The organism is Mycobacterium sp. DL99 (assembly GCF_004762045.1).
Taxonomy (GTDB): Bacteria; Actinomycetota; Actinomycetes; order Mycobacteriales; family Mycobacteriaceae; genus Mycobacterium.
In genome coordinates this window covers 4,140,119-4,157,025 of sequence record NZ_SJOM01000007.1, presented here as the reverse complement: position 1 = coordinate 4,157,025, position 16,907 = coordinate 4,140,119, and the positions used below count along the sequence as shown (strand labels likewise).

The window sequence follows — 16,907 nt, the reverse complement described above, 5'->3', positions numbered from 1 at the left end:
GGCGGCGGGCTGGTCGCTACGCTGATGCACCGTGGCATCCATCATCGATACCGTTGCGAACCTGGCGAAACGCCGTGGCCTGGTCTACCAGTCCGGTGAGATCTACGGCGGCACCAAGTCCGCATGGGATTACGGGCCGCTCGGTGTCGAGCTCAAGGAGAACATCAAGCGGCAGTGGTGGAAGTCCATGGTCACCGGCCGCGACGACGTCGTCGGCCTGGACAGTGCGATCATCCTGCCCCGCCAGGTGTGGGTGGCCTCCGGTCACGTCGACGTCTTCAATGATCCGCTGGTGGAGTGCCTGAACTGCCACAAGCGGCATCGACAGGACCACATGCAGGAGGCTTACGCCCTGAAGAAGGGTCTGGATGACCCGGATTCGGTGTCGATGGACGAGATCGTCTGCCCCGACTGCGGCACCAAGGGTCAGTGGACCGAGCCGCGTGATTTCAACATGATGCTCAAGACCTACCTCGGCCCGATCGAGTCGGAGGAAGGCATGCACTACCTGCGCCCGGAGACCGCGCAGGGCATCTTCGTCAACTTCGCCAACGTGGTGACCACTTCGCGTAAGAAGCCGCCGTTCGGCATCGGCCAGATCGGCAAGAGCTTCCGCAACGAGATCACGCCGGGCAACTTCATCTTCCGTACCCGCGAGTTCGAGCAGATGGAGATGGAGTTCTTCGTCGAGCCCTCCACCGCGGGCGAGTGGCACAAGTACTGGATCGAGACCCGGCTGCAGTGGTACGTCGACCTCGGCATCAACCGGGACAACCTGCGTCTGTACGACCATCCCAAGGAGAAGCTGTCGCACTACTCCGATGGCACGGTCGATATCGAGTACAAGTTCGGTTTCGCCGGCAACCCGTGGGGTGAGCTGGAAGGCATCGCCAACCGGACCAACTTCGACTTGTCCACGCACGCAGAGCATTCCGGTGTCGATCTGTCCTTCTACGATCAGGGTGCCGACACCCGCTACGTGCCGTACGTGATCGAGCCCGCAGCCGGCCTGACCCGGTCGCTCATGGCGTTTCTGGTCGACTCCTACACCGAGGACGAGGCGCCCAATGCCAAGGGCGGTGTGGACAAGCGCACCGTGCTCAAGCTCGACCCGCGCCTGGCCCCGGTCAAGGCTGCGGTGTTGCCGCTGTCGCGCAATGCCGACCTGTCACCCAAGGCCCGCGACCTGGCCGCCGAGCTGCGCAAGAACTGGAACGTCGAGTTCGACGACGCCGGTGCCATCGGCCGGCGCTACCGCCGTCAGGACGAGATCGGCACGCCGTATTGCGTGACAGTCGATTTCGACACGCTGGAGGACAACGCGGTCACCATCCGCGAGCGCGACGCCATGACTCAGGAGCGCATCGCCCTGGACAAGGTGTCGGACTACCTGGCCGTGCGGCTCAAGGGCGCGTAGTTTTCCCGCGCGCCGTTCAGGGGCGGGCGTCGACCGCGGCGGCGATGGTCGTCACGGTTGGGGTTCTCCCAGCAGTGGTGCGGGTACATCACCGTCGAGCAGGCCGATCAGCGTCGCCAGTAGGGCATCGAGTTCGGCGCCGACCGCGGTGATCGCCGGGTTGCCGTAGCTGGTGAACAGCAGGCTGGGTTGGTCGACGGCGAGCACGGTGCCGTCCGGGCCGGCGTAGAGCAGCGTGCGCAACGGCGCGTGCAACATGACACCGGGATCGTGGCGGAACATGCGTTCGGCGATCGTGTGATTGCCCATCAGATACTGGGTGGCCCGCCCGTTGGATCCGGACCCGGCCATGCTCGGGGCGATGTCGAAGCCGAAATAGCGCAGAAACCCATGTGGGGCCTGGACTTTGGCGATGGCGAGTACCTCGTCCCAGTTCGAAGCGGCCGCGAATGCTGCGCCATCGTAGGCGGGCACCAGGGTTTCGTAACGCTCACGGGCCTGCTCATAGCTGTCGGGCAGCGCCACCAGCAGCCGGCGGTTGGGGTGGTTGACGGTGCCACTGTGCCGCGTCATCGTGGCGTCACGAGGCCTGGAACAGGGGCGCGTGCACCTGGCGGGTCAGTTCGTCGGCAAGTACTTCCGGTGTGCCGGAGACGATCCCGTCGACGATCTGGCGGGCGACGTCGGCTGGATCGTTCTTGGGGACATCGAGATCGGCGGTCATCGAGGTATCGGTGTAGCCGAGATATACGCCGATCACATCAGTGCCCTGCTCTCGAAGTTCCAGTCGCAGAGAGTTGTTCGCCGACCACAGGGCTGCTTTCGAGACGCCGTAGGCACCGTAGCCGGGGAGCCACGACAGCACCGATGCGATGTTGACGATCGCGCTGTTGCGCCCGGCCAAGCGCGGCGCGAAGGCTCTGGTCACCCGTAGCGCGCCGAAGAAGTTGGTCTCCAGTACTGACCGAATTTCGTCGAGGTCGTCGGCCGCCAATGATCGGCCACCGAGCACGCCGGCGTTGTTGACGACGATGGTGGCATCGGCGGCGACCTCGGCCAGTCGGGCGACTTCGTCGGGTTTGGTGACGTCGGCTTGAATGACCACCACGCGAGAATCGGCTGCGGTGTCGGGACGCCGGCTGGTGGAGTACACCTTGGCGGCCCCGCGCGCCAGAAGTTCATCCACGATCGACTTGCCCAATCCCCGCTGGCCGCCGGTCACGACGACTGTTGCACCCGCGACCGGTGTTCCCGTTATTGCCATGTCGAACTCCTTTGATTCGAGCGGTGACCTCGGCCGACTCCGATGGCCTTCCGGGTGTCACGTCTGCCAACGCAGCATCCTGAGTTTGCATTCCCAATCCAGCTAAGATGTGAGGATGCGCGCAGAACTGTGGTCCGACGCCGCCTGCCCGATCGCCCGCACGATGTCGGTGCTGGGGCAGCGGTGGTCCATCCTGATCATTCGCGAGGCGCTGTTGGGCCGGTCCCGGTTCTCCGAGTTCCGCGAACATCTGGGTGTGGCTTCCGACGTGCTCAGCACGCGGCTGTCCGAATTGGTGGCAGCCGGCATCCTCGATGTCGTCGACTACCGGGAGCCGGGCGATCGCACCCGTAGCCGCTATGTTCTCACCGATGCCGGACACGACCTGGTACCCGTTCTGGCGGCCATGGGCCAGTGGGGTCACGAACATCTCGCCCGGCCGCACAGCAGCGGTTACCGGTTCGTCGAAACGGGCACCGGGGAACTCACCCGGATCGGATTCCGCCGCGCTGACGGCACCGCGGTGCCGGCCGGGCAGGTCACTCTCACCGAGACCCGAGTCGATTAGCGAGCGCTACCGCCTGAGCCTTTCCTGCCGAGCAGGGTCGAACTAGAAGCGGCCGCCACCGCCGCCGTAGCTGCGGCCCGACGAATGCGACGAGCCGCCGTAGGACGTCGGACGGCCCATGCTGCGGCCCCCGCCGTACCCTCCACCGAAGCCGCCGCCGAAACCGCCACCGCCGCCGCGCAGGACATTGCCGATGAGGATGCCGCCGAGCACCGCACCCATATCGGACCCGCCACCTCCGCCGTACTGCGAGGTATAGGACCGCTGCGCGGCGCGGACGTCATCGTTGGCGAGGCCCTGCGCCTGCGCGGCCAGCGTCGAGGCCCCGTTCGCGTGCGCCACCGCCTCATTCGGATTCTCGGCCCGCTTGGCTTCGGCGGCCTCAAGCTGCCGCTGCGCCTCGGCCAGTCGGGTGCGGGCCTCCGGACCGATACTGCCGCGCCGGGTTTCGATGAAGTCCGACACCGCCTTGATCCGCGACTGGGCGGTGAACAGCGCCTGCTCGAGAGCCCGGGCGAGCCGCTCGGTGGCCTCCTGCTGTGCATGCACGCTGGCCAGTAACTGATCCAGGTCGGCATCGGCCTTGGTCAACCGGGTGAATGTGCCCAGCGGATCGGCGTCGCCCGCCGAGCGGGCTTCGTCGGCCGCCTTGGCGGCGGCGTCACGGGCTTTGGTGAGGGCGTCCTGTTGAGGCGTCGACGCTTCGTTGAGCAGAGCGGTGGCTTGACTGATGCCATTGGTGATGTCGGCGATCGCCGCGGGCAGGCCGGCCAGGGCCCGGTTGATGTCGGAGGACGCGCTGTCCACGGCGTCGAGCAGGGTGCGGGTCTGATCGAGCGCGGACTCGGCCGACCGCACCGCGTCCACCAGTGCGGTCTGATCGGTGGCCGGCCGAGACACCAGGCTGCGGGCTGTGGTGATGCTGCGATCGGCGAACGCCAGCCGCTCCTTGGCAGTGTCCACGTTGGCCGCCACCGAACTCAGGGCGGTCGCGTCGAACTGGGTGTGCAGGTTGTCCAAGGTCTGGCGGGCCGGGTCGATGCGGGCGGTGAGATCGACCATCTGCTGGGTCATGGTGTCGAGTCGGGCCGGGGCGTTGATCACCAGATCCCGCAGCTGCTCGAAGGCCTGGCTCTGGGTGTCCAGCTCGCGGTCCGCCCTGGCTGCCGACACCACCACCTGCGTCAACAGCTGACGCTGTTGCAGGGGTGTCTCGGGTGCATCGTCGTCGAGGGTCTGGCGCACGTTGAAGGCTTGGGCCAGAGCCTTTTTCGCATTTTCCAGGGCCGCGCTGAACGGTTCGGTTCGATTGGCGCCGAATTCCTCGACGGCCAGTTCGAGCTCGGCCTCACTGGTGCGGACCGCATTGTCGACGTCGACCACGATCGAGCGGGACAGCTCGTCGAGCGCCTCCAGCGGCACCGCGGCCAACGCGTTGGCGTCGGTCGGATCGACCCGCTTGGCGGCCTCGAACTCGGCGTGGCGTCGCTTGGCCCGGCGGCGGCGCGACCACCACCACAGCAACCCGGCCAGCACCAACACCACGCCGAGGGCGATCAGCATGCCGGGCCACGACACGCCGGGTGTGGCGGGGGATTCGGGTTCGGAGTTCAGCCCGTTGGCCGCGGCGATCGCTGCCCCCGCCCAGTCGTCTCGGCGCAGGGCCGGGGTGACGCTGTTACGCCGGATGTCGTCGGCGCGTGCCGAAGTCGTGATGGTGTCGGGCACCTGGAACGCGAACGCCCGGTCCACCGTGGCGACCGCCAGTAGCGCGTCGTCGTCACCGAAATCGCTCAGCTGCATGGTGTTCTGCGCCCAGCCGACCGGGTTCTGCCGGGCGAAATCGTCGACGAAGACCACCCATAGCTTGATGTGGCGGTCGTCGTAGAGCCGGTCGATCGCGCGCTGCACGTTGCCGCGCTGGGCGGCCGACAACACCCCGGCGTTGTCGGTGAGTTGGGTTGCCAGCCGCAGAGGCGGCTCGGCGGCGGCGCCGGGGGCGACCAGGAGTCCGGTCATCAGGATCGCGAGCAGCATGGACAGCAGACGGGCGATACGCATGACCGTCAATCTAATGCGCTGCGGGGTTGCCGCGTTGCTTCCTGGCAGACTGTGCGTCGGTGAACGCGGATACGCAGTCCTGGTATGACGACTTCGACCGGCAACGTCTGGTGGTCGAGGCGCCCAAGGGTGCTGTGCTGCCCGGAACCGACACCGAGCATCGAACCGACTTCGCTCGCGATCGGGCTCGCGTGTTGCACAGCGCCGCGCTGCGGCGGCTCGCCGACAAGACCCAGGTGGTCGGCCCGCGGCATGGGGACACCCCACGCACTCGGCTCACCCATTCACTCGAGGTGGCTCAGATCGGGCGCGGCATGGCGATCGGCCTCGGCTGCGATCCCGACCTGGTGGATCTGGCCGGGCTGGCCCACGACATCGGGCATCCGCCGTACGGGCACAACGGCGAGCGGGCCCTCGACGAGATCGCTAAACCGTTCGGCGGCTTCGAGGGCAATGCCCAGAATTTCCGGATCCTCACCCGGCTGGAGCCCAAAGTTCTTGATGCCGATGGGCGTTCGGCTGGGCTCAACCTGACCAGGGCCGCGCTGGACGCGGTGGCCAAGTATCCGTGGCCCAGCTTCGGCACCCGGAAGAAGTACGGCTTCTACGACGACGACGCCGAGGCTGCGGCCTGGGTGCGAGCCGGTGCGCCTGCCGAACGGCCGTGCCTGGAGGCCCAGGTGATGGACTGGGCCGACGACGTCGCCTATTCGGTGCACGACGTCGAGGACGGGGTGATCTCCGGGCGCATCGACCTGCGGGTGCTCGGCGATCACGATGCTGCCGCCTCGCTGGCGGATCTGGGCGCCAGGTCCTTTCCCAGCGTCACTCACGATGATCTGTTGGCCGCCGCCGAGCGGTTGTCGCAGGTACCGGTGGTGGCCGCGGTAGGGCGCTACGACGGAACCCTGGCCTCCTCGGTCGCGTTGAAGACCCTGACCAGTGAACTCGTGGGGCGCTTTGCCAATGCGGCGATCAGCCAGACCCGGGCAGTCGCCGGCGCCGGGCCGCTGCGGCGGTTCGACGCCGAGCTTTCGGTGCCGCCGCTGGTGCGTGCCGAGGTGGTGCTGCTGAAGATGCTTGCGCTGCAGTTCATCATGTCCGATCACCGGCATCTGCAGATCCAGGCCGATCAACGCACCCTCGTCCACGAAGTCGCCCTGGCGCTGTGGGCACAGGCCCCGGGGAGTCTCGACCCGCAGTTCGCTCCCGAGTTCGACCTCGCGGCCGACGATGGTGCCCGGCTGCGCGTGGTGGTCGATCAGATTGCGTCCTACACCGAGAGCCGGTTGGAACGCGTGCACGAGGCGCGCTCGCCCCGGCCGTTGGGCTGAGCGGACGGCTGGATCAGCCGATCTTGTCGATGCTCGCGTCCAACACGGCCGTCGTGCGGTCGTCAACCGTCTGTTCAGTTTCCTTGTCGCGCCAGCCGCGGATTTCGAGGTCGACGAGATAGTTGCGGTGCAGACCGATCGCACGTGTCACGCGCTTGTAGCTGTCGACCGTGTGATCGAGATTGTTTTCGTTGTCGATGAACGCCACCAGTGTCTCCGGGGTGGCCCGCACCTCGTTGATGGTGCGGGTCGAGTTCAGCTTCGGGTCGGACACCGACTCGTTCACTGTCTTGCCCTCGCAGCGCTTCCAGATTTCGGAGAACTCATCGAACAACGTTTGAGCCGACGCGACATCGGGCAACGCGATGACGTTCTGAATCACGAACATCGCGGGGCCCATCTTGGGTCCCCACCGCCACACCGAGCCGGCGAAAGCCTTCTCCTGTGCGGATTCGTAGCTCGATTTTTGTGCGGCAAAGGGCACGCCGGCGCACTCCGGTGCGTCCGAGGTGACGTTGGCCCGGCGCAGACCACCATTGCTGTCCGTCAGGGCGCTCATCAGCTGATAGTCCGATTGCATCGCCCGGTCGACCTCGGGTTTGGTCAGCAGGAACTGCTGGACGGACTGCTGGTCGGTCGGTCCGGCCGGCAGCGCGGCCCGTGACGGCGAGCCCGACGAGGGAACGGTCAGCCACACGACGAGTGCCACGACGGCGACGAGGATGATGACGTACGACAACGTGAGACCGACGATGGCCTGGCTCCGGCCATTCTGCGGACGCTTCTTGATCTCGGACAGCGCCAGATGACCCAGCACCGCACCGGCCGGGGCAAAGATGAAGGCGAACACGATCGACAGAGTCGCGAGTGTGTTGGTCTCGGATTGCGGCGGAGGTGGCGTGGGCGCCGAAATGACCGGCGGCACAGCCATTGGCTGTTGTCCGAACGGATCGTGTGGACCGCCGAATCCCCCGTAACTCATCGCGTGATCCTACTGGGGCAGCCGCGGCCGGCGGTCAGGCGATGCGGGCCATCATGGCCTTGGCGACGTCGATTCCTGAGTTGTTCATACCCGACACCGGGTCCTGCCCCGGAGCGACGCCGTAGAAACCCACCTCGACGTCGACGAGGCAGTTTCCCTTGACCCCGAGCGCGTGTGCGCTGGCACGGGCCCATCCGCCGCTGGAACGGTCGGACGCCAGTGCGGCGGAGAGAACCGAATCGGTGACCCGCACGTTGTTGGCGGTCGTGATGTAGTTGCTGCCGTCGGAGGCCTGACCGGCCAGCACCGTCATGGTGCGGCCCTCGCATGCTTGCCACTGGTTGGTGAATGCGGTGAACGCTGCTTGCGCCTCGGTGGGGGAGGCGTACACGACGACAGCTTCTTCCACCTTCATCACCGGTCCGGAAGCGGCGGTCCACCAGTTCTCCGAGCCAAAATGTTGGACGCCGGTGCCTTGGAAGACGCTGCGTTGGGCCACCCTGGTGGCACCGACGCATTCGTGAGGTGAGGCTGCGGATTCGTTGGCCAAACCATTGGGCATCGTGTCGAGCGATCCGACCTGGCGATCCTTGGCGGCTGCCTCGAACTTCTGATTGAGCAGTGCGGTCAGGGCGCCGCCGTTGAGCAGGACGTCGGTGAAGTTGGCGCCGGTGATCGGCATCGCCACGACGTTGGGTTTCGCAGTCGTGGGTGGCGAAGTGGTGGTGGTCGTGGCTCCCGTGGTGGGAGCGCTGCTCGACGATGAGGTGGTCGGCGGGTTGGCGATCGCCGGCATCGGCTTGTCCGAGGGCAGCGCGGCCCACACCACCAGTCCGATCACAAGCATCAGGATCATGAAGTACGACAGGACCAGCCCGATGATTGCGCGGTCGCGGCCCTTCTGATGAAGACGCTTGATCTGTGAAAGCGCAATATGGCCGAGCACGGCCCCGGCGGGAGCGAAGACGAACGCGAAGACGATCGACAGCGTCGACAGCGGGTTGGTCTCCTCCGACCGTGGCGGCGGGACCTGATAGTTAGGTGGCCCCGACTGGGGCCCCGCCCACCCACCTGACGGCTGCCCACCGAACGGCTGCCCGCCGAATGGATCCGACGACGGTCCGCCATATCCCCCAAAGCTCACCGACGCCTCCCTCAGGCAAACCTGTGCAGCGCGACTTTCACGCACGCATAGACTAGGCCGGTGGCCGGCCGGATTTCAGATCGCGATATCGCGGCCATCCGTGAAAAAGTCCGAATCGAAGATGTCGTCGGCGACTACGTCCAGCTGAGGCGGGCCGGCGCCGACTCGATGAAGGGCCTGTGCCCGTTCCACGACGAGAAGTCTCCGTCGTTCCACGTGCGGCCGAACCATGGTCACTTCCACTGCTTCGGCTGTGGCGAGGGCGGCGATGTGTACGCCTTCGTCCAGAAGATCGAGCACGTGAGCTTCGTCGAGGCGGTCGAGTTACTGGCCGACCGGGTCGGCTACACCGTCACCTATACCGGCTCGTCGACCACCAATGTCCAGCGCGACCGGGGCAGCCGAAGCCGGTTGCTGGCCGCCAACGCCGCGGCCCAGGAGTTCTATGCCGAGGCGCTGACCTCAGACGAAGCCGCCGAGGCGCGCAAGTACCTGACCGAGCGCAACTTCGACGCCGCCGCGGCTGCCCAGTTCGGGTGTGGGTTCGCGCCGTCGGGGTGGGACACGTTGACAAAGCACTTGCTACGCAAGGGTTTCGAGTTCAAGGAGCTGGAGGCGGCCGGACTGAGCCGGGAGGGCAAGCGCGGGCCGATGGACCGGTTCCATCGTCGTCTGCTGTGGCCGATCCGCGTGTCCTCGGGCGAGACCATCGGCTTCGGCGCGCGCCGGTTGTTCGACGACGACCAGAACCAGGCGAAGTACGTCAACACCCCCGAGACCGTGCTCTACAAGAAGTCGCAGGTGTTGTTCGGGCTTGACCGTGCCAAGCGCGACATCGCCAAGGGGCATCAGGCCGTCGTGGTCGAGGGCTACACCGACGTGATGGCCATGCACATGGCCGGGGTGACGACCGCGGTGGCGTCGTGCGGCACCGCGTTCGGCGAGCAGCACCTGTCGATGCTGCGCCGGCTGATGATGGACGACAACTTCTTCCGCGGCGAGTTGATCTACGTGTTCGACGGTGACGCCGCCGGCCAGGCTGCCGCGGTGAAAGCGTTCGAGGGCGAGCAGAACCTGTCCGGTCAGTCGTTCGTGGCGGTGGCTCCCGACGGGATGGATCCGTGCGATCTTCGGCTGCGCTCCGGCGACGGCGCGGTGCGCGATCTGGTGGCGCGGCGAACTCCGTTGTTCGAGTTCGTGATTCGCAGCGCACTGACCGAGCATGACCTCGACAGTGCCGAGGGCCGGGTGGCCGCGCTGCGGCGCTGCGTGCCGATCGCGGCCCGGATCAAGGATCAGACGCTGCGCGACGAGTACGCCCGTCAGCTGGCCGGCTGGGTCGGCTGGGACAACGTCGCCCAGGTGATCGGCCGGGTGCGGGAGGAAGCCAGCGGGGGCCGCAAGGATTCGCGGCGTCAGCCCGCGCGGCAACAGGCGAGACCCGGGCAGATCCCGGTACCGGCACCCGTCGGCCGCCCCGACCCGAGCGATCCGACACTGTGGCCGCAGCGCGAGGCGCTCAAAGCCGCGCTGCAGTATCCGGCGATCGCCGGGCCGGTGTTCGATTCGTTGACCGTCGAGAGCTTCACCCACCCCGCGTACGCCGCGGTGCGTGGGGCGATCGAGGCGGCCGGCGGCATGGCGTCGGGCAAATCCGGGGCCCAGTGGATCGAGGCCGTCCGCGAGCAGACCACGTCGCCGGCGGCGGCCAGCCTGGTCAACGAACTGGGCGTCGAGGCCATCAACGTCGAGGACGACGAGCACCTGCCGCGATATATCAGCAGCGTGCTGGCCCGCCTCCAGGAAGTCTGGGTGGGCCGGCAGATCGCCGAGGTGAAGTCCAAGCTGCAACGCATGTCGCCGGTGGAACAGGGAGACGAATATCACGCCCTGTTCGGTGACCTGGTGGCCATGGAGTCCTACCGGCGCAGCCTGCTCGAACAGGCCAGCGGCGACGACCTGACTGCGTGATTGCCCGCATCGCGATAGGGTGACGGCAGTCGGGCCCCTACACGCGAAAGAGGCAAACCCGGTGACACTGTTCAGCTCCAAGACGCGGCGATACGCCGCGGTCGGCGCATTTGCGCTGGTCGCAGGGGCGGCCGCGGCTGCCCCGGCGTTCCTCGCAACGTCCACTCCCGGCCCCGAGGTCTCGGCCCAGCCGGCCTGCCTGGCCTGGTTCGGGAACAAGGAGGACGGCAAGTGCCTGTCCTACTCGAACGGAACGCCTGCCAACATCGGCACGCCGTGGGTCGGCGCCGGGCAAAACGGCGTGGTGACCGGCCCGCTGCTGCCGGGCACGTCGATCAACCGGGGGATCGGCTAGCTCTACCAGCGAGATTTCGCTGAACCGTCGGTGCTCTCCTTCGTGGAGAACACCGACGTTTCTGCGTCTATGGGGGTCAGCGTGAGGAACTGCGGATCCGGCGACACCCGTTTGGCGACCTTGCGCCGGCCGGCGTCCAGAACCGCTTTGGTGGCCGGATTGGCGGTCACCGCGCGATAGGTACTGGCGATCTGCTCATAGCGGCGTCGCCCGGCCTTGGCGCCCAGCACGTAGCCGACGGCGATAACGGCGGCGTAGCGGATCACAGCGTTCCTCCCAGACGACAACTTTGTGTGCTCCATCCTGCCTCACCGACGCCCCGACGCGCCCGTCTGGGAGCGCATTGGCGGCGGCGGCGGTCCATGCGCTAGAGTCAACGCTCGGCCGCGGCTTCCGCGGAAGGTAGTCCCCTGTAGCTCAATTGGCAGAGCTCCCGACTGTTAATCGGGCGGTTATTGGTTCGAGTCCAATCGGGGGAGCAAGTTCTCGAAGAACCCCAGCCTTACGACTGGGGCCGGGTCTGAGCCTGACGGGCCGCCTGGGTAAGCGCCTCCACAAGTGGATTGGCCGCCGACGCGAGAGCTTTCCGCTCCTCTTCGGACAGTTGATAGAACGTCCACACGCCCCAGGCCGCCGGCCGCACGTACACCGTCACCTGTTGCCGGTTGTTCGCCAGCACGGCAGGGACGGGCACCGCGCGATCGAGGGTGGCGGCGCTGGACATCTCCTCGGCTATCTGTTGGACGTTGACTGATTCCTGCAGTTGGTACAGCACGGCCTTGTTGGCGGGGCCTTCCATGGCGAGGAACCATGCCATCAGTGTCTCCTTGGGGTCAGTGGTTGTGAGCGGTGGTACTTCGACGATCACGAGTGAGATCGCAAACAGTGTGGCCTATCGACGCGCCGCCGTCAGCCCACTCGCTGAGCCGGTCTGATTGGCTACCCTTGGGGGGTGCACCCACGGCTTGTCGCCATCGTCGCCTTCGTCGGTCTCTTAGCGGTTGGTTGCGGCTGGAGTCCGTCGTCCGCACCGCCGCCGAAACCCGATACCTGCGCACCGTCAGACGGTCCCAGCGCTGACACGGTCGCGGATCAGATCGCGAAACTTCCGGCACCCGCGGCGGGCAAGGAATGGACCCAGATCGGCACCGGGCACACCACCAACTGCCGCCTGTACTGGGTGCAGGTGGGCCAGTCCAACCCCGAGCCAAACAGCGTCGGCCAGCTGTTGTTCTTCGACCGGCAGACGCCCATCGGCCCGGCCACCCCGGAGCCGCGGCCCTACATCAACGTGGTCACCAACGCCGATGACAGTGTGGTGGTGAACTACCAGTGGCAGCAGGGCCACGACTCACCCACCTCGCCCACCGGAATCGCCACCGTGCGGTTCCGGATCGGGGACGACGGCAAACTGGTTGCCGTCGACCCGATTCCGAAGCCCTGAGACGCCTCAGCCGTTGACCAGCTCGGCGGGGTCGAGCATCGCCGCGTAGCGCAACTGCTCGGGGATGCCGAACCCGTCGACGAGGGTTTCGACATGCGGGCGCAGTGAGCGACACCGTTCGTTGATCCCGCGCGTCACGGCCTTGGCACGTTCGGTGGACAGGAAACGGTGCTCGATGAACCAGGCCTTGTCCTGCTCGATCGCCGACAGTGCGTACAGATCGCAGACATCGTCGAGGAGTTCGCGTGCGGTGTCGTCCTCGCAGGCGTCGATGCCGGCGACGAACGCTTCTAGGATGACGCGGTCGATGTGCGCCTGCGCGGCATGCAGCACGTGGTCCTGGACGGCGTTGAACGCGTCGAAGGCCGACATCTCCTTGGCCTTGCCCTGCAGTCGCCGGGCCACCGAGGCCAGCATGTATTCCTCGCGGTCCTCGAACATTTTGACCTGGGTACCGCGGTTGAACAGGCTGCCCTCCTCCTCGTTGTCCTGGCGGGTGTCCAGGACGGTTTGGATGATGGTCTCGGCGGCAGTGCGTTTCAGCACCCGCTCACCGGCGTAGTTGGCCGCGAACCGGACCCATTCGACCGGGCTCATGCCCTTGATGTCGTCGGCGTAGGCGGTGAGCAGCTCTTTGGCCACCAGTTGGGTGAGCACATGGTTGTCGCCCTCGAAAGTGGTGAACACGTCGGTGTCGGCGCGCAGGGCGATCAACCGGTTCTCCGCGAGATAGCCTGCGCCGCCGCAGGCTTCGCGCGCTTCCTGGATGGCGCGGCTGGCATGCCAGGTGTTGGCGGCTTTCAGTCCGGCCGCGCGGGCCTCCAGTTCGCGCTGCTCCTCGGCATCGGGATCGTCGGAGGTCTGCAACTCATGGCACTTGGCCACCAGTTCGTTCTGGGCGAACTGCAGCGCGTAGGACTTGGCGATCAACGGAAGCAGCCGGCGCTGATGCACCAGGTAGTCCATGATGAGGACTTCCTGGTTGCTCTTCGGGGCTTCGAACTGCCTGCGTTCCAACGCATATCGGGTGGCGATGTCCAGTGCCACCCGGGCCGCGGCCGAGGCGCTGCCGGCGACGGTGACCCGGCCCCGGATCAGGGTGCCCAGCATGGTGAAGAATCGCCGGCCAGGATTCTCGATCGGTGAGCTGTAGGTGCCGTCGGGGGCGACGTCGGCATAGCGGTTGAGCAGGTTCTCCCGTGGGACGCGCACACGGTCGAACACGATGCGTCCGTTGTCGACGCCGGGCAGGCCGCCCTTGTAGTGGCAGTCCGAGGTCGTCACACCGGGCAGGTCATTGCCCTCGTCGTCACGGATGGGCACCACGAAGCAGTGCACGCCGTGCCCTTCACCGTCCGGGGTGATCAATTGTGCGAAAACAGTTGACACCCGGGCGGTTTCGGCGGCCCCGCCGATGTAGTCCTTGCGCGCGGTGGGGGTGGGGGAGTGAATGACGAATTCCTCGGTCGTCGGATCGTAGGTGGCGGTGGTCTCCAGTGCCTGCACATCGCTGCCGTGACCGGTCTCGGTCATCGCGAAACAGCCCAGCAGGTCCAGGTCGATGAGCCGGCGCACGTAAGCCTTGTGGTGGCGCTCGGTGCCCAGATTCTCGATGGCGCCGCCGAACAGGCCCCATTGGACCCCGGCCTTCACCATGAGCGACAGGTCGCTCATGGCCAGCATCTCGATGCGCGTGATGGCCGCGCCCACGTCGCCGTTGCCGCCGTGTTCTTTACGGAAGCCGTCCTCGGCTGCGCCGGCCGCCGCCATGATCTTGAGCTGCTCGGTCACCTTGGCCCGGGCGATCGCAGTGTTGGGGGTGTAGTGCGGCCGGAAGATCTCGTCCGACAACGTGGTCCGCATGGCGTTCTTGACGTCGCGCCAACGGCCGTCCAGCGTGTTTCGCAGATGCTCGGCAGTGGAGGTCATATCCGACGGTAACGCGTGCGGCGGCGGTAATAGGACGGTTGACCCGGTATCTGTTGGGAAGGCAAGCCTTCCTGGACAAGCTCGACCTCGGCGCGAAAGACTGACGCCATGCCGGATTCGGTCGGTAAGTCACTGTCTCCCACCGGGTTGCCGCATGTGAGCTATCACCGGCATGCCGATGTCACCGGTGGGTGGCTGCGCGCGGCGACCTTCGGCGCGATGGACGGTCTGGTCAGCAATACCGCGTTGATCGCCGGTGTCGGGGCCAGCGCGTCGGCCCAGACTGTGGTGCTCAGCGGTGTAGCAGGGCTGTTGGCGGGTGCTTTCTCGATGGCACTGGGTGAATACACCTCGGTGACGACGTCCAACGAGCAGGTCGATTCCGAGGTCAAGGTTGAGCAGCGGTCGTTCCGCAAGAATCCCGAGGCAGAGCAGGCGGAACTGGTGGCCATGCTCCAGGAGATGGGGATGACGGCCGAGACGGCGACGAAGGCCAGTGAGGAAATCCATCGCGACCAGAATCGGGCCTTGAACTTTCACCTCGTGCAGGAATTGGGCGTGCACCCGACGGAGAAGCCGTCGCCGTGGGTGGCAGGCGGCTCGTCCTTCGTGTTGTTCGCGATCGGTGCGATCGTCCCGCTCATCCCGTATCTGCTCGGCTTCGAATCGTTGTGGGCCGGTCTGGCCTGCGGTGGGGTGGGTCTGTTGATCGCCGGTGGCGTGGCGGCGAAGTTCACCCGTAAACCGGTGGCCATCGCGGGGCTGCGGCAATTGGTGTTCGGGGCGGTTGCGATCGCGGCCACCTACGCCGTCGGCATCCTGGTCGGTGCCGTCATCACCTGATGCTGCGTCCAATCCTGCTGGCCGGCGCCCTGGTGTTGTCGGCGTGCGGGCCGGCCCAGGCCACGCCCGGCCTCGACTACCTCGGTCAGCGTCAGGTGGCTTCCGGCGCCGTGCTGGACGGCACGGTGATCGGTGGACTGTCAGGGATCAGCTATGACGCGGCCGACGACCTGTACTACATCATCAGCGACGACCGTTCCGCGAAGGGCCCGGCGCGCTTCTACACTGCGCGGATCACGTTGTCGGAAAACGGTATCGGTGACGTCGAGTTCGTCGCCACCCATCCGTGGCTGGACCGCGACGCACAGCCGTTCGGCCCGTTGAACAGCAACGTGCAGCCGCCCGTGGTGCCGCCCGACCCCGAGGCCATCGCCTTCGATGCCCGCCGACAACGGTTGTACTGGACCAGCGAGGGGGAGCGGCGGGTCGAGGGGCCGGGTGCGCCGATCCTGCTGGACCCGTGGGTGCGGACCGCCGCCCTCGACGGTAGCTTTCTCGGCGAATTCGCGTTGCCCGACGGGTTGCGGATGTCGGCCGGCGAACACGGCCCGCGGCGTAACAGCACGCTGGAAGGGCTGACCCTGACACCGGACGGACGGTATCTGTGGGCGGCCATGGAGGGGCCCGGCTATGACGACGGTCCGCCACCGGATGAGCAGCACGGTGCGGTGACGCGGGTCGTCCGCTTCGACGCGGAATCCGGGGCGGTCAGCGGCCAGTACACCTATCCGCTGGACCCGGTCACCGCCGGGCCGGGCGGAGACAACGGATTGTCGGATCTGGTGGCGCTCGACGACAGCAGCTTTCTGGTGATCGAGCGTGGATTCGGGACGCACGTGGCGCTGCGGATCTACCGGGCCGGCATCGTCGAGGGCTCCACCGAGATGACCAAGACGCTGCTGGCGGATCTGACCACCACGCCAGGCCTGACGCCGCTGGACAACATCGAGGGAATCACGTTGGGGCCCAAGCTTGCCGACGGTCGGCAATCGGTGATCGCGGTCAGCGACGACAACTTCTCGCCCACGCAGGTGACGCAGTTCCTGTTGTTCGCGATGTGAGAATTCGCGGTCTGGCCCGCCTCGGGTGTGCGGGAAGATTGCTTCGTGAGCGTCGAATGGTATGCCGTGTTTCCGACCGATCCGCGATGGGTTCCCAGCCTGGATCGCGAGGACGCCGCGCGTGCCGTGTTCGAGGTGCTCATGGGAAGCGATATCGAGATCAAGGTGAACCGGCCCGGCCGGGTGGTGTTGGAGGACGCCGGTGAGTGCCTTGAAACCATCGGTTGCCCGGCATGCGGGACTTTGGTGGGCGAGAACCCGAAGAACATGGAGTGGTGGGTTGCCCAGTTGAACCGTGCGTGGACGGATGCCATGGGGTTCTGGCCGCTGGATGTGACGACGCCGTGTTGTGGCACTCGGACTTCATTGAACGATCTGGTGTACGACGCGCCCCAGGGCTTCGCGTCCTGGTCGGTCGCGGCGCGAGACCCGGTGTACGCGATGGGCGAAGACAAGCTGGCGCTGGTCGGCGCGGCGCTCGGACACCCTGTTCGTTGGACTCATCGGCACACCTGATCGCGTGGGTAGCGCCAT

General features: G+C 66.5%; 17 protein-coding genes and 1 tRNA gene. 10 read left to right on the top strand and 8 right to left on the bottom strand.

From position 1 onward, the window contains the following. The first annotated feature begins 31 nt into the window (after positions 1–31). Entirely contained in the window at positions 32–1,417 is a 1,386-nt protein-coding gene (locus tag EYZ64_RS20390) for a glycine--tRNA ligase (protein ID WP_135456141.1), read from the top strand. A gap of 51 nt (positions 1,418–1,468) precedes the next feature. Here the strand turns inward: EYZ64_RS20390 and EYZ64_RS20385 are convergent, their stop codons facing one another. Next, entirely contained in the window at positions 1,469–1,990 is a 522-nt protein-coding gene (locus tag EYZ64_RS20385; RefSeq protein WP_210115542.1) for a DUF302 domain-containing protein, read from the bottom strand. Positions 1,991–1,997: 7 nt separating this feature from the next. After that, positions 1,998–2,681: an SDR family oxidoreductase gene (locus EYZ64_RS20380; RefSeq protein WP_135456139.1), complete on the bottom strand. Its 684-nt coding sequence runs from the start codon at positions 2,679–2,681 to the stop codon at positions 1,998–2,000. A gap of 115 nt (positions 2,682–2,796) precedes the next feature. Here EYZ64_RS20380 and EYZ64_RS20375 point away from each other — a divergent pair, with 115 nt between their 5' ends. Next, positions 2,797–3,249, top strand: coding sequence for a winged helix-turn-helix transcriptional regulator (locus tag EYZ64_RS20375; RefSeq protein WP_135456137.1), 453 nt, complete (start codon positions 2,797–2,799; stop codon positions 3,247–3,249). A 42-nt stretch (positions 3,250–3,291) separates the two neighbouring features. Here the strand turns inward: EYZ64_RS20375 and EYZ64_RS20370 are convergent, their stop codons facing one another. Next, positions 3,292–5,310, bottom strand: a complete 2,019-nt coding sequence (locus EYZ64_RS20370) for a TPM domain-containing protein (protein ID WP_135456135.1) — start codon at positions 5,308–5,310, stop codon at positions 3,292–3,294. A gap of 59 nt (positions 5,311–5,369) precedes the next feature. On the opposite strand from EYZ64_RS20370, the gene EYZ64_RS20365 reads away from it, so the two are divergent. Further along, on the top strand, positions 5,370–6,644 hold the full coding sequence (locus EYZ64_RS20365) for a deoxyguanosinetriphosphate triphosphohydrolase (protein ID WP_135456133.1): 1,275 nt from the start codon (positions 5,370–5,372) through the stop codon (positions 6,642–6,644). A gap of 13 nt (positions 6,645–6,657) precedes the next feature. Here the strand turns inward: EYZ64_RS20365 and EYZ64_RS20360 are convergent, their stop codons facing one another. Both EYZ64_RS20360 and EYZ64_RS20355 read right to left on the bottom strand, forming a co-directional pair. Then, positions 6,658–7,626 carry a sensor domain-containing protein gene (locus tag EYZ64_RS20360; protein WP_135456131.1) on the bottom strand — a complete coding sequence of 323 codons (969 nt, stop codon included), beginning with the start codon at positions 7,624–7,626 and terminating at the stop codon, positions 6,658–6,660. 34 nt (positions 7,627–7,660) lie between these two features. Beyond that, positions 7,661–8,770 carry a sensor domain-containing protein gene (locus tag EYZ64_RS20355; RefSeq protein WP_167857896.1) on the bottom strand — a complete coding sequence of 370 codons (1,110 nt, stop codon included), beginning with the start codon at positions 8,768–8,770 and terminating at the stop codon, positions 7,661–7,663. A 60-nt stretch (positions 8,771–8,830) separates the two neighbouring features. On the opposite strand from EYZ64_RS20355, the gene dnaG reads away from it, so the two are divergent. Together dnaG and EYZ64_RS20345 are read left to right on the top strand one after the other, a co-directional pair. After that, positions 8,831–10,741: a DNA primase gene (gene dnaG, locus EYZ64_RS20350; RefSeq protein ID WP_135456127.1), complete on the top strand. Its 1,911-nt coding sequence runs from the start codon at positions 8,831–8,833 to the stop codon at positions 10,739–10,741. 61 nt (positions 10,742–10,802) lie between these two features. Then, entirely contained in the window at positions 10,803–11,096 is a 294-nt protein-coding gene (locus tag EYZ64_RS20345; protein WP_135456126.1) for a DUF7155 family protein, read from the top strand. A gap of 2 nt (positions 11,097–11,098) precedes the next feature. On the opposite strand, the gene EYZ64_RS20340 is transcribed toward EYZ64_RS20345, so the two are convergent. Further along, on the bottom strand, positions 11,099–11,362 hold the full coding sequence (locus EYZ64_RS20340) for a hypothetical protein (RefSeq protein WP_135456124.1): 264 nt from the start codon (positions 11,360–11,362) through the stop codon (positions 11,099–11,101). A gap of 140 nt (positions 11,363–11,502) precedes the next feature. Between EYZ64_RS20340 and EYZ64_RS20335 the strand changes: the two genes are divergently transcribed. Then, positions 11,503–11,575 (top strand) — tRNA-Asn (locus EYZ64_RS20335). 23 nt (positions 11,576–11,598) lie between these two features. Here EYZ64_RS20335 and EYZ64_RS20330 read toward each other — a convergent pair. Further along, positions 11,599–11,913: a hypothetical protein gene (locus EYZ64_RS20330; protein ID WP_135456123.1), complete on the bottom strand. Its 315-nt coding sequence runs from the start codon at positions 11,911–11,913 to the stop codon at positions 11,599–11,601. Positions 11,914–12,048: 135 nt separating this feature from the next. On the opposite strand from EYZ64_RS20330, the gene EYZ64_RS20325 reads away from it, so the two are divergent. Then, on the top strand, positions 12,049–12,540 hold the full coding sequence (locus EYZ64_RS20325; protein ID WP_135456120.1) for an LppP/LprE family lipoprotein: 492 nt from the start codon (positions 12,049–12,051) through the stop codon (positions 12,538–12,540). 6 nt (positions 12,541–12,546) lie between these two features. On the opposite strand, the gene EYZ64_RS20320 is transcribed toward EYZ64_RS20325, so the two are convergent. After that, complete coding sequence (locus EYZ64_RS20320; RefSeq protein WP_135456118.1) at positions 12,547–14,469, bottom strand: acyl-CoA dehydrogenase family protein; 1,923 nt, start codon at positions 14,467–14,469, stop codon at positions 12,547–12,549. 108 nt (positions 14,470–14,577) lie between these two features. Between EYZ64_RS20320 and EYZ64_RS20315 the strand changes: the two genes are divergently transcribed. From EYZ64_RS20315 to EYZ64_RS20305, 3 genes are read left to right on the top strand one after another with little or no spacing between them, the layout of a single operon-like run. Continuing rightward, a complete protein-coding gene (locus tag EYZ64_RS20315) occupies positions 14,578–15,312 on the top strand; it encodes a VIT1/CCC1 transporter family protein (protein WP_135456116.1) in 735 nt (244 codons plus the stop codon). Then, positions 15,312–16,373 carry an esterase-like activity of phytase family protein gene (locus EYZ64_RS20310; protein ID WP_135456114.1) on the top strand — a complete coding sequence of 354 codons (1,062 nt, stop codon included), beginning with the start codon at positions 15,312–15,314 and terminating at the stop codon, positions 16,371–16,373. The genes EYZ64_RS20315 and EYZ64_RS20310 overlap by 1 nt, the downstream gene beginning before the upstream one ends. 45 nt (positions 16,374–16,418) lie before the next feature. Then, positions 16,419–16,889 carry a hypothetical protein gene (locus tag EYZ64_RS20305; RefSeq protein WP_135456112.1) on the top strand — a complete coding sequence of 157 codons (471 nt, stop codon included), beginning with the start codon at positions 16,419–16,421 and terminating at the stop codon, positions 16,887–16,889. The last annotated feature ends 18 nt before the right edge of the window (positions 16,890–16,907 follow it).

Coding starts and splice junctions, on each gene's coding strand:
- EYZ64_RS20385 (WP_210115542.1), bottom strand. CDS start 1,990: ATGACGCGGCACAGTGGCACCGTCAACCACCCCAACCGCCGGCTGCTG.
- EYZ64_RS20380 (WP_135456139.1), bottom strand. CDS start 2,681: ATGGCAATAACGGGAACACCGGTCGCGGGTGCAACAGTCGTCGTGACC.
- EYZ64_RS20375 (WP_135456137.1), top strand. CDS start 2,797: ATGCGCGCAGAACTGTGGTCCGACGCCGCCTGCCCGATCGCCCGCACG.
- EYZ64_RS20370 (WP_135456135.1), bottom strand. CDS start 5,310: ATGCGTATCGCCCGTCTGCTGTCCATGCTGCTCGCGATCCTGATGACC.
- EYZ64_RS20360 (WP_135456131.1), bottom strand. CDS start 7,626: ATGAGTTACGGGGGATTCGGCGGTCCACACGATCCGTTCGGACAACAG.
- EYZ64_RS20330 (WP_135456123.1), bottom strand. CDS start 11,913: ATGGCATGGTTCCTCGCCATGGAAGGCCCCGCCAACAAGGCCGTGCTG.
- EYZ64_RS20320 (WP_135456118.1), bottom strand. CDS start 14,469: ATGACCTCCACTGCCGAGCATCTGCGAAACACGCTGGACGGCCGTTGG.
- EYZ64_RS20315 (WP_135456116.1), top strand. CDS start 14,578: ATGCCGGATTCGGTCGGTAAGTCACTGTCTCCCACCGGGTTGCCGCAT.
- EYZ64_RS20310 (WP_135456114.1), top strand. CDS start 15,312: ATGCTGCGTCCAATCCTGCTGGCCGGCGCCCTGGTGTTGTCGGCGTGC.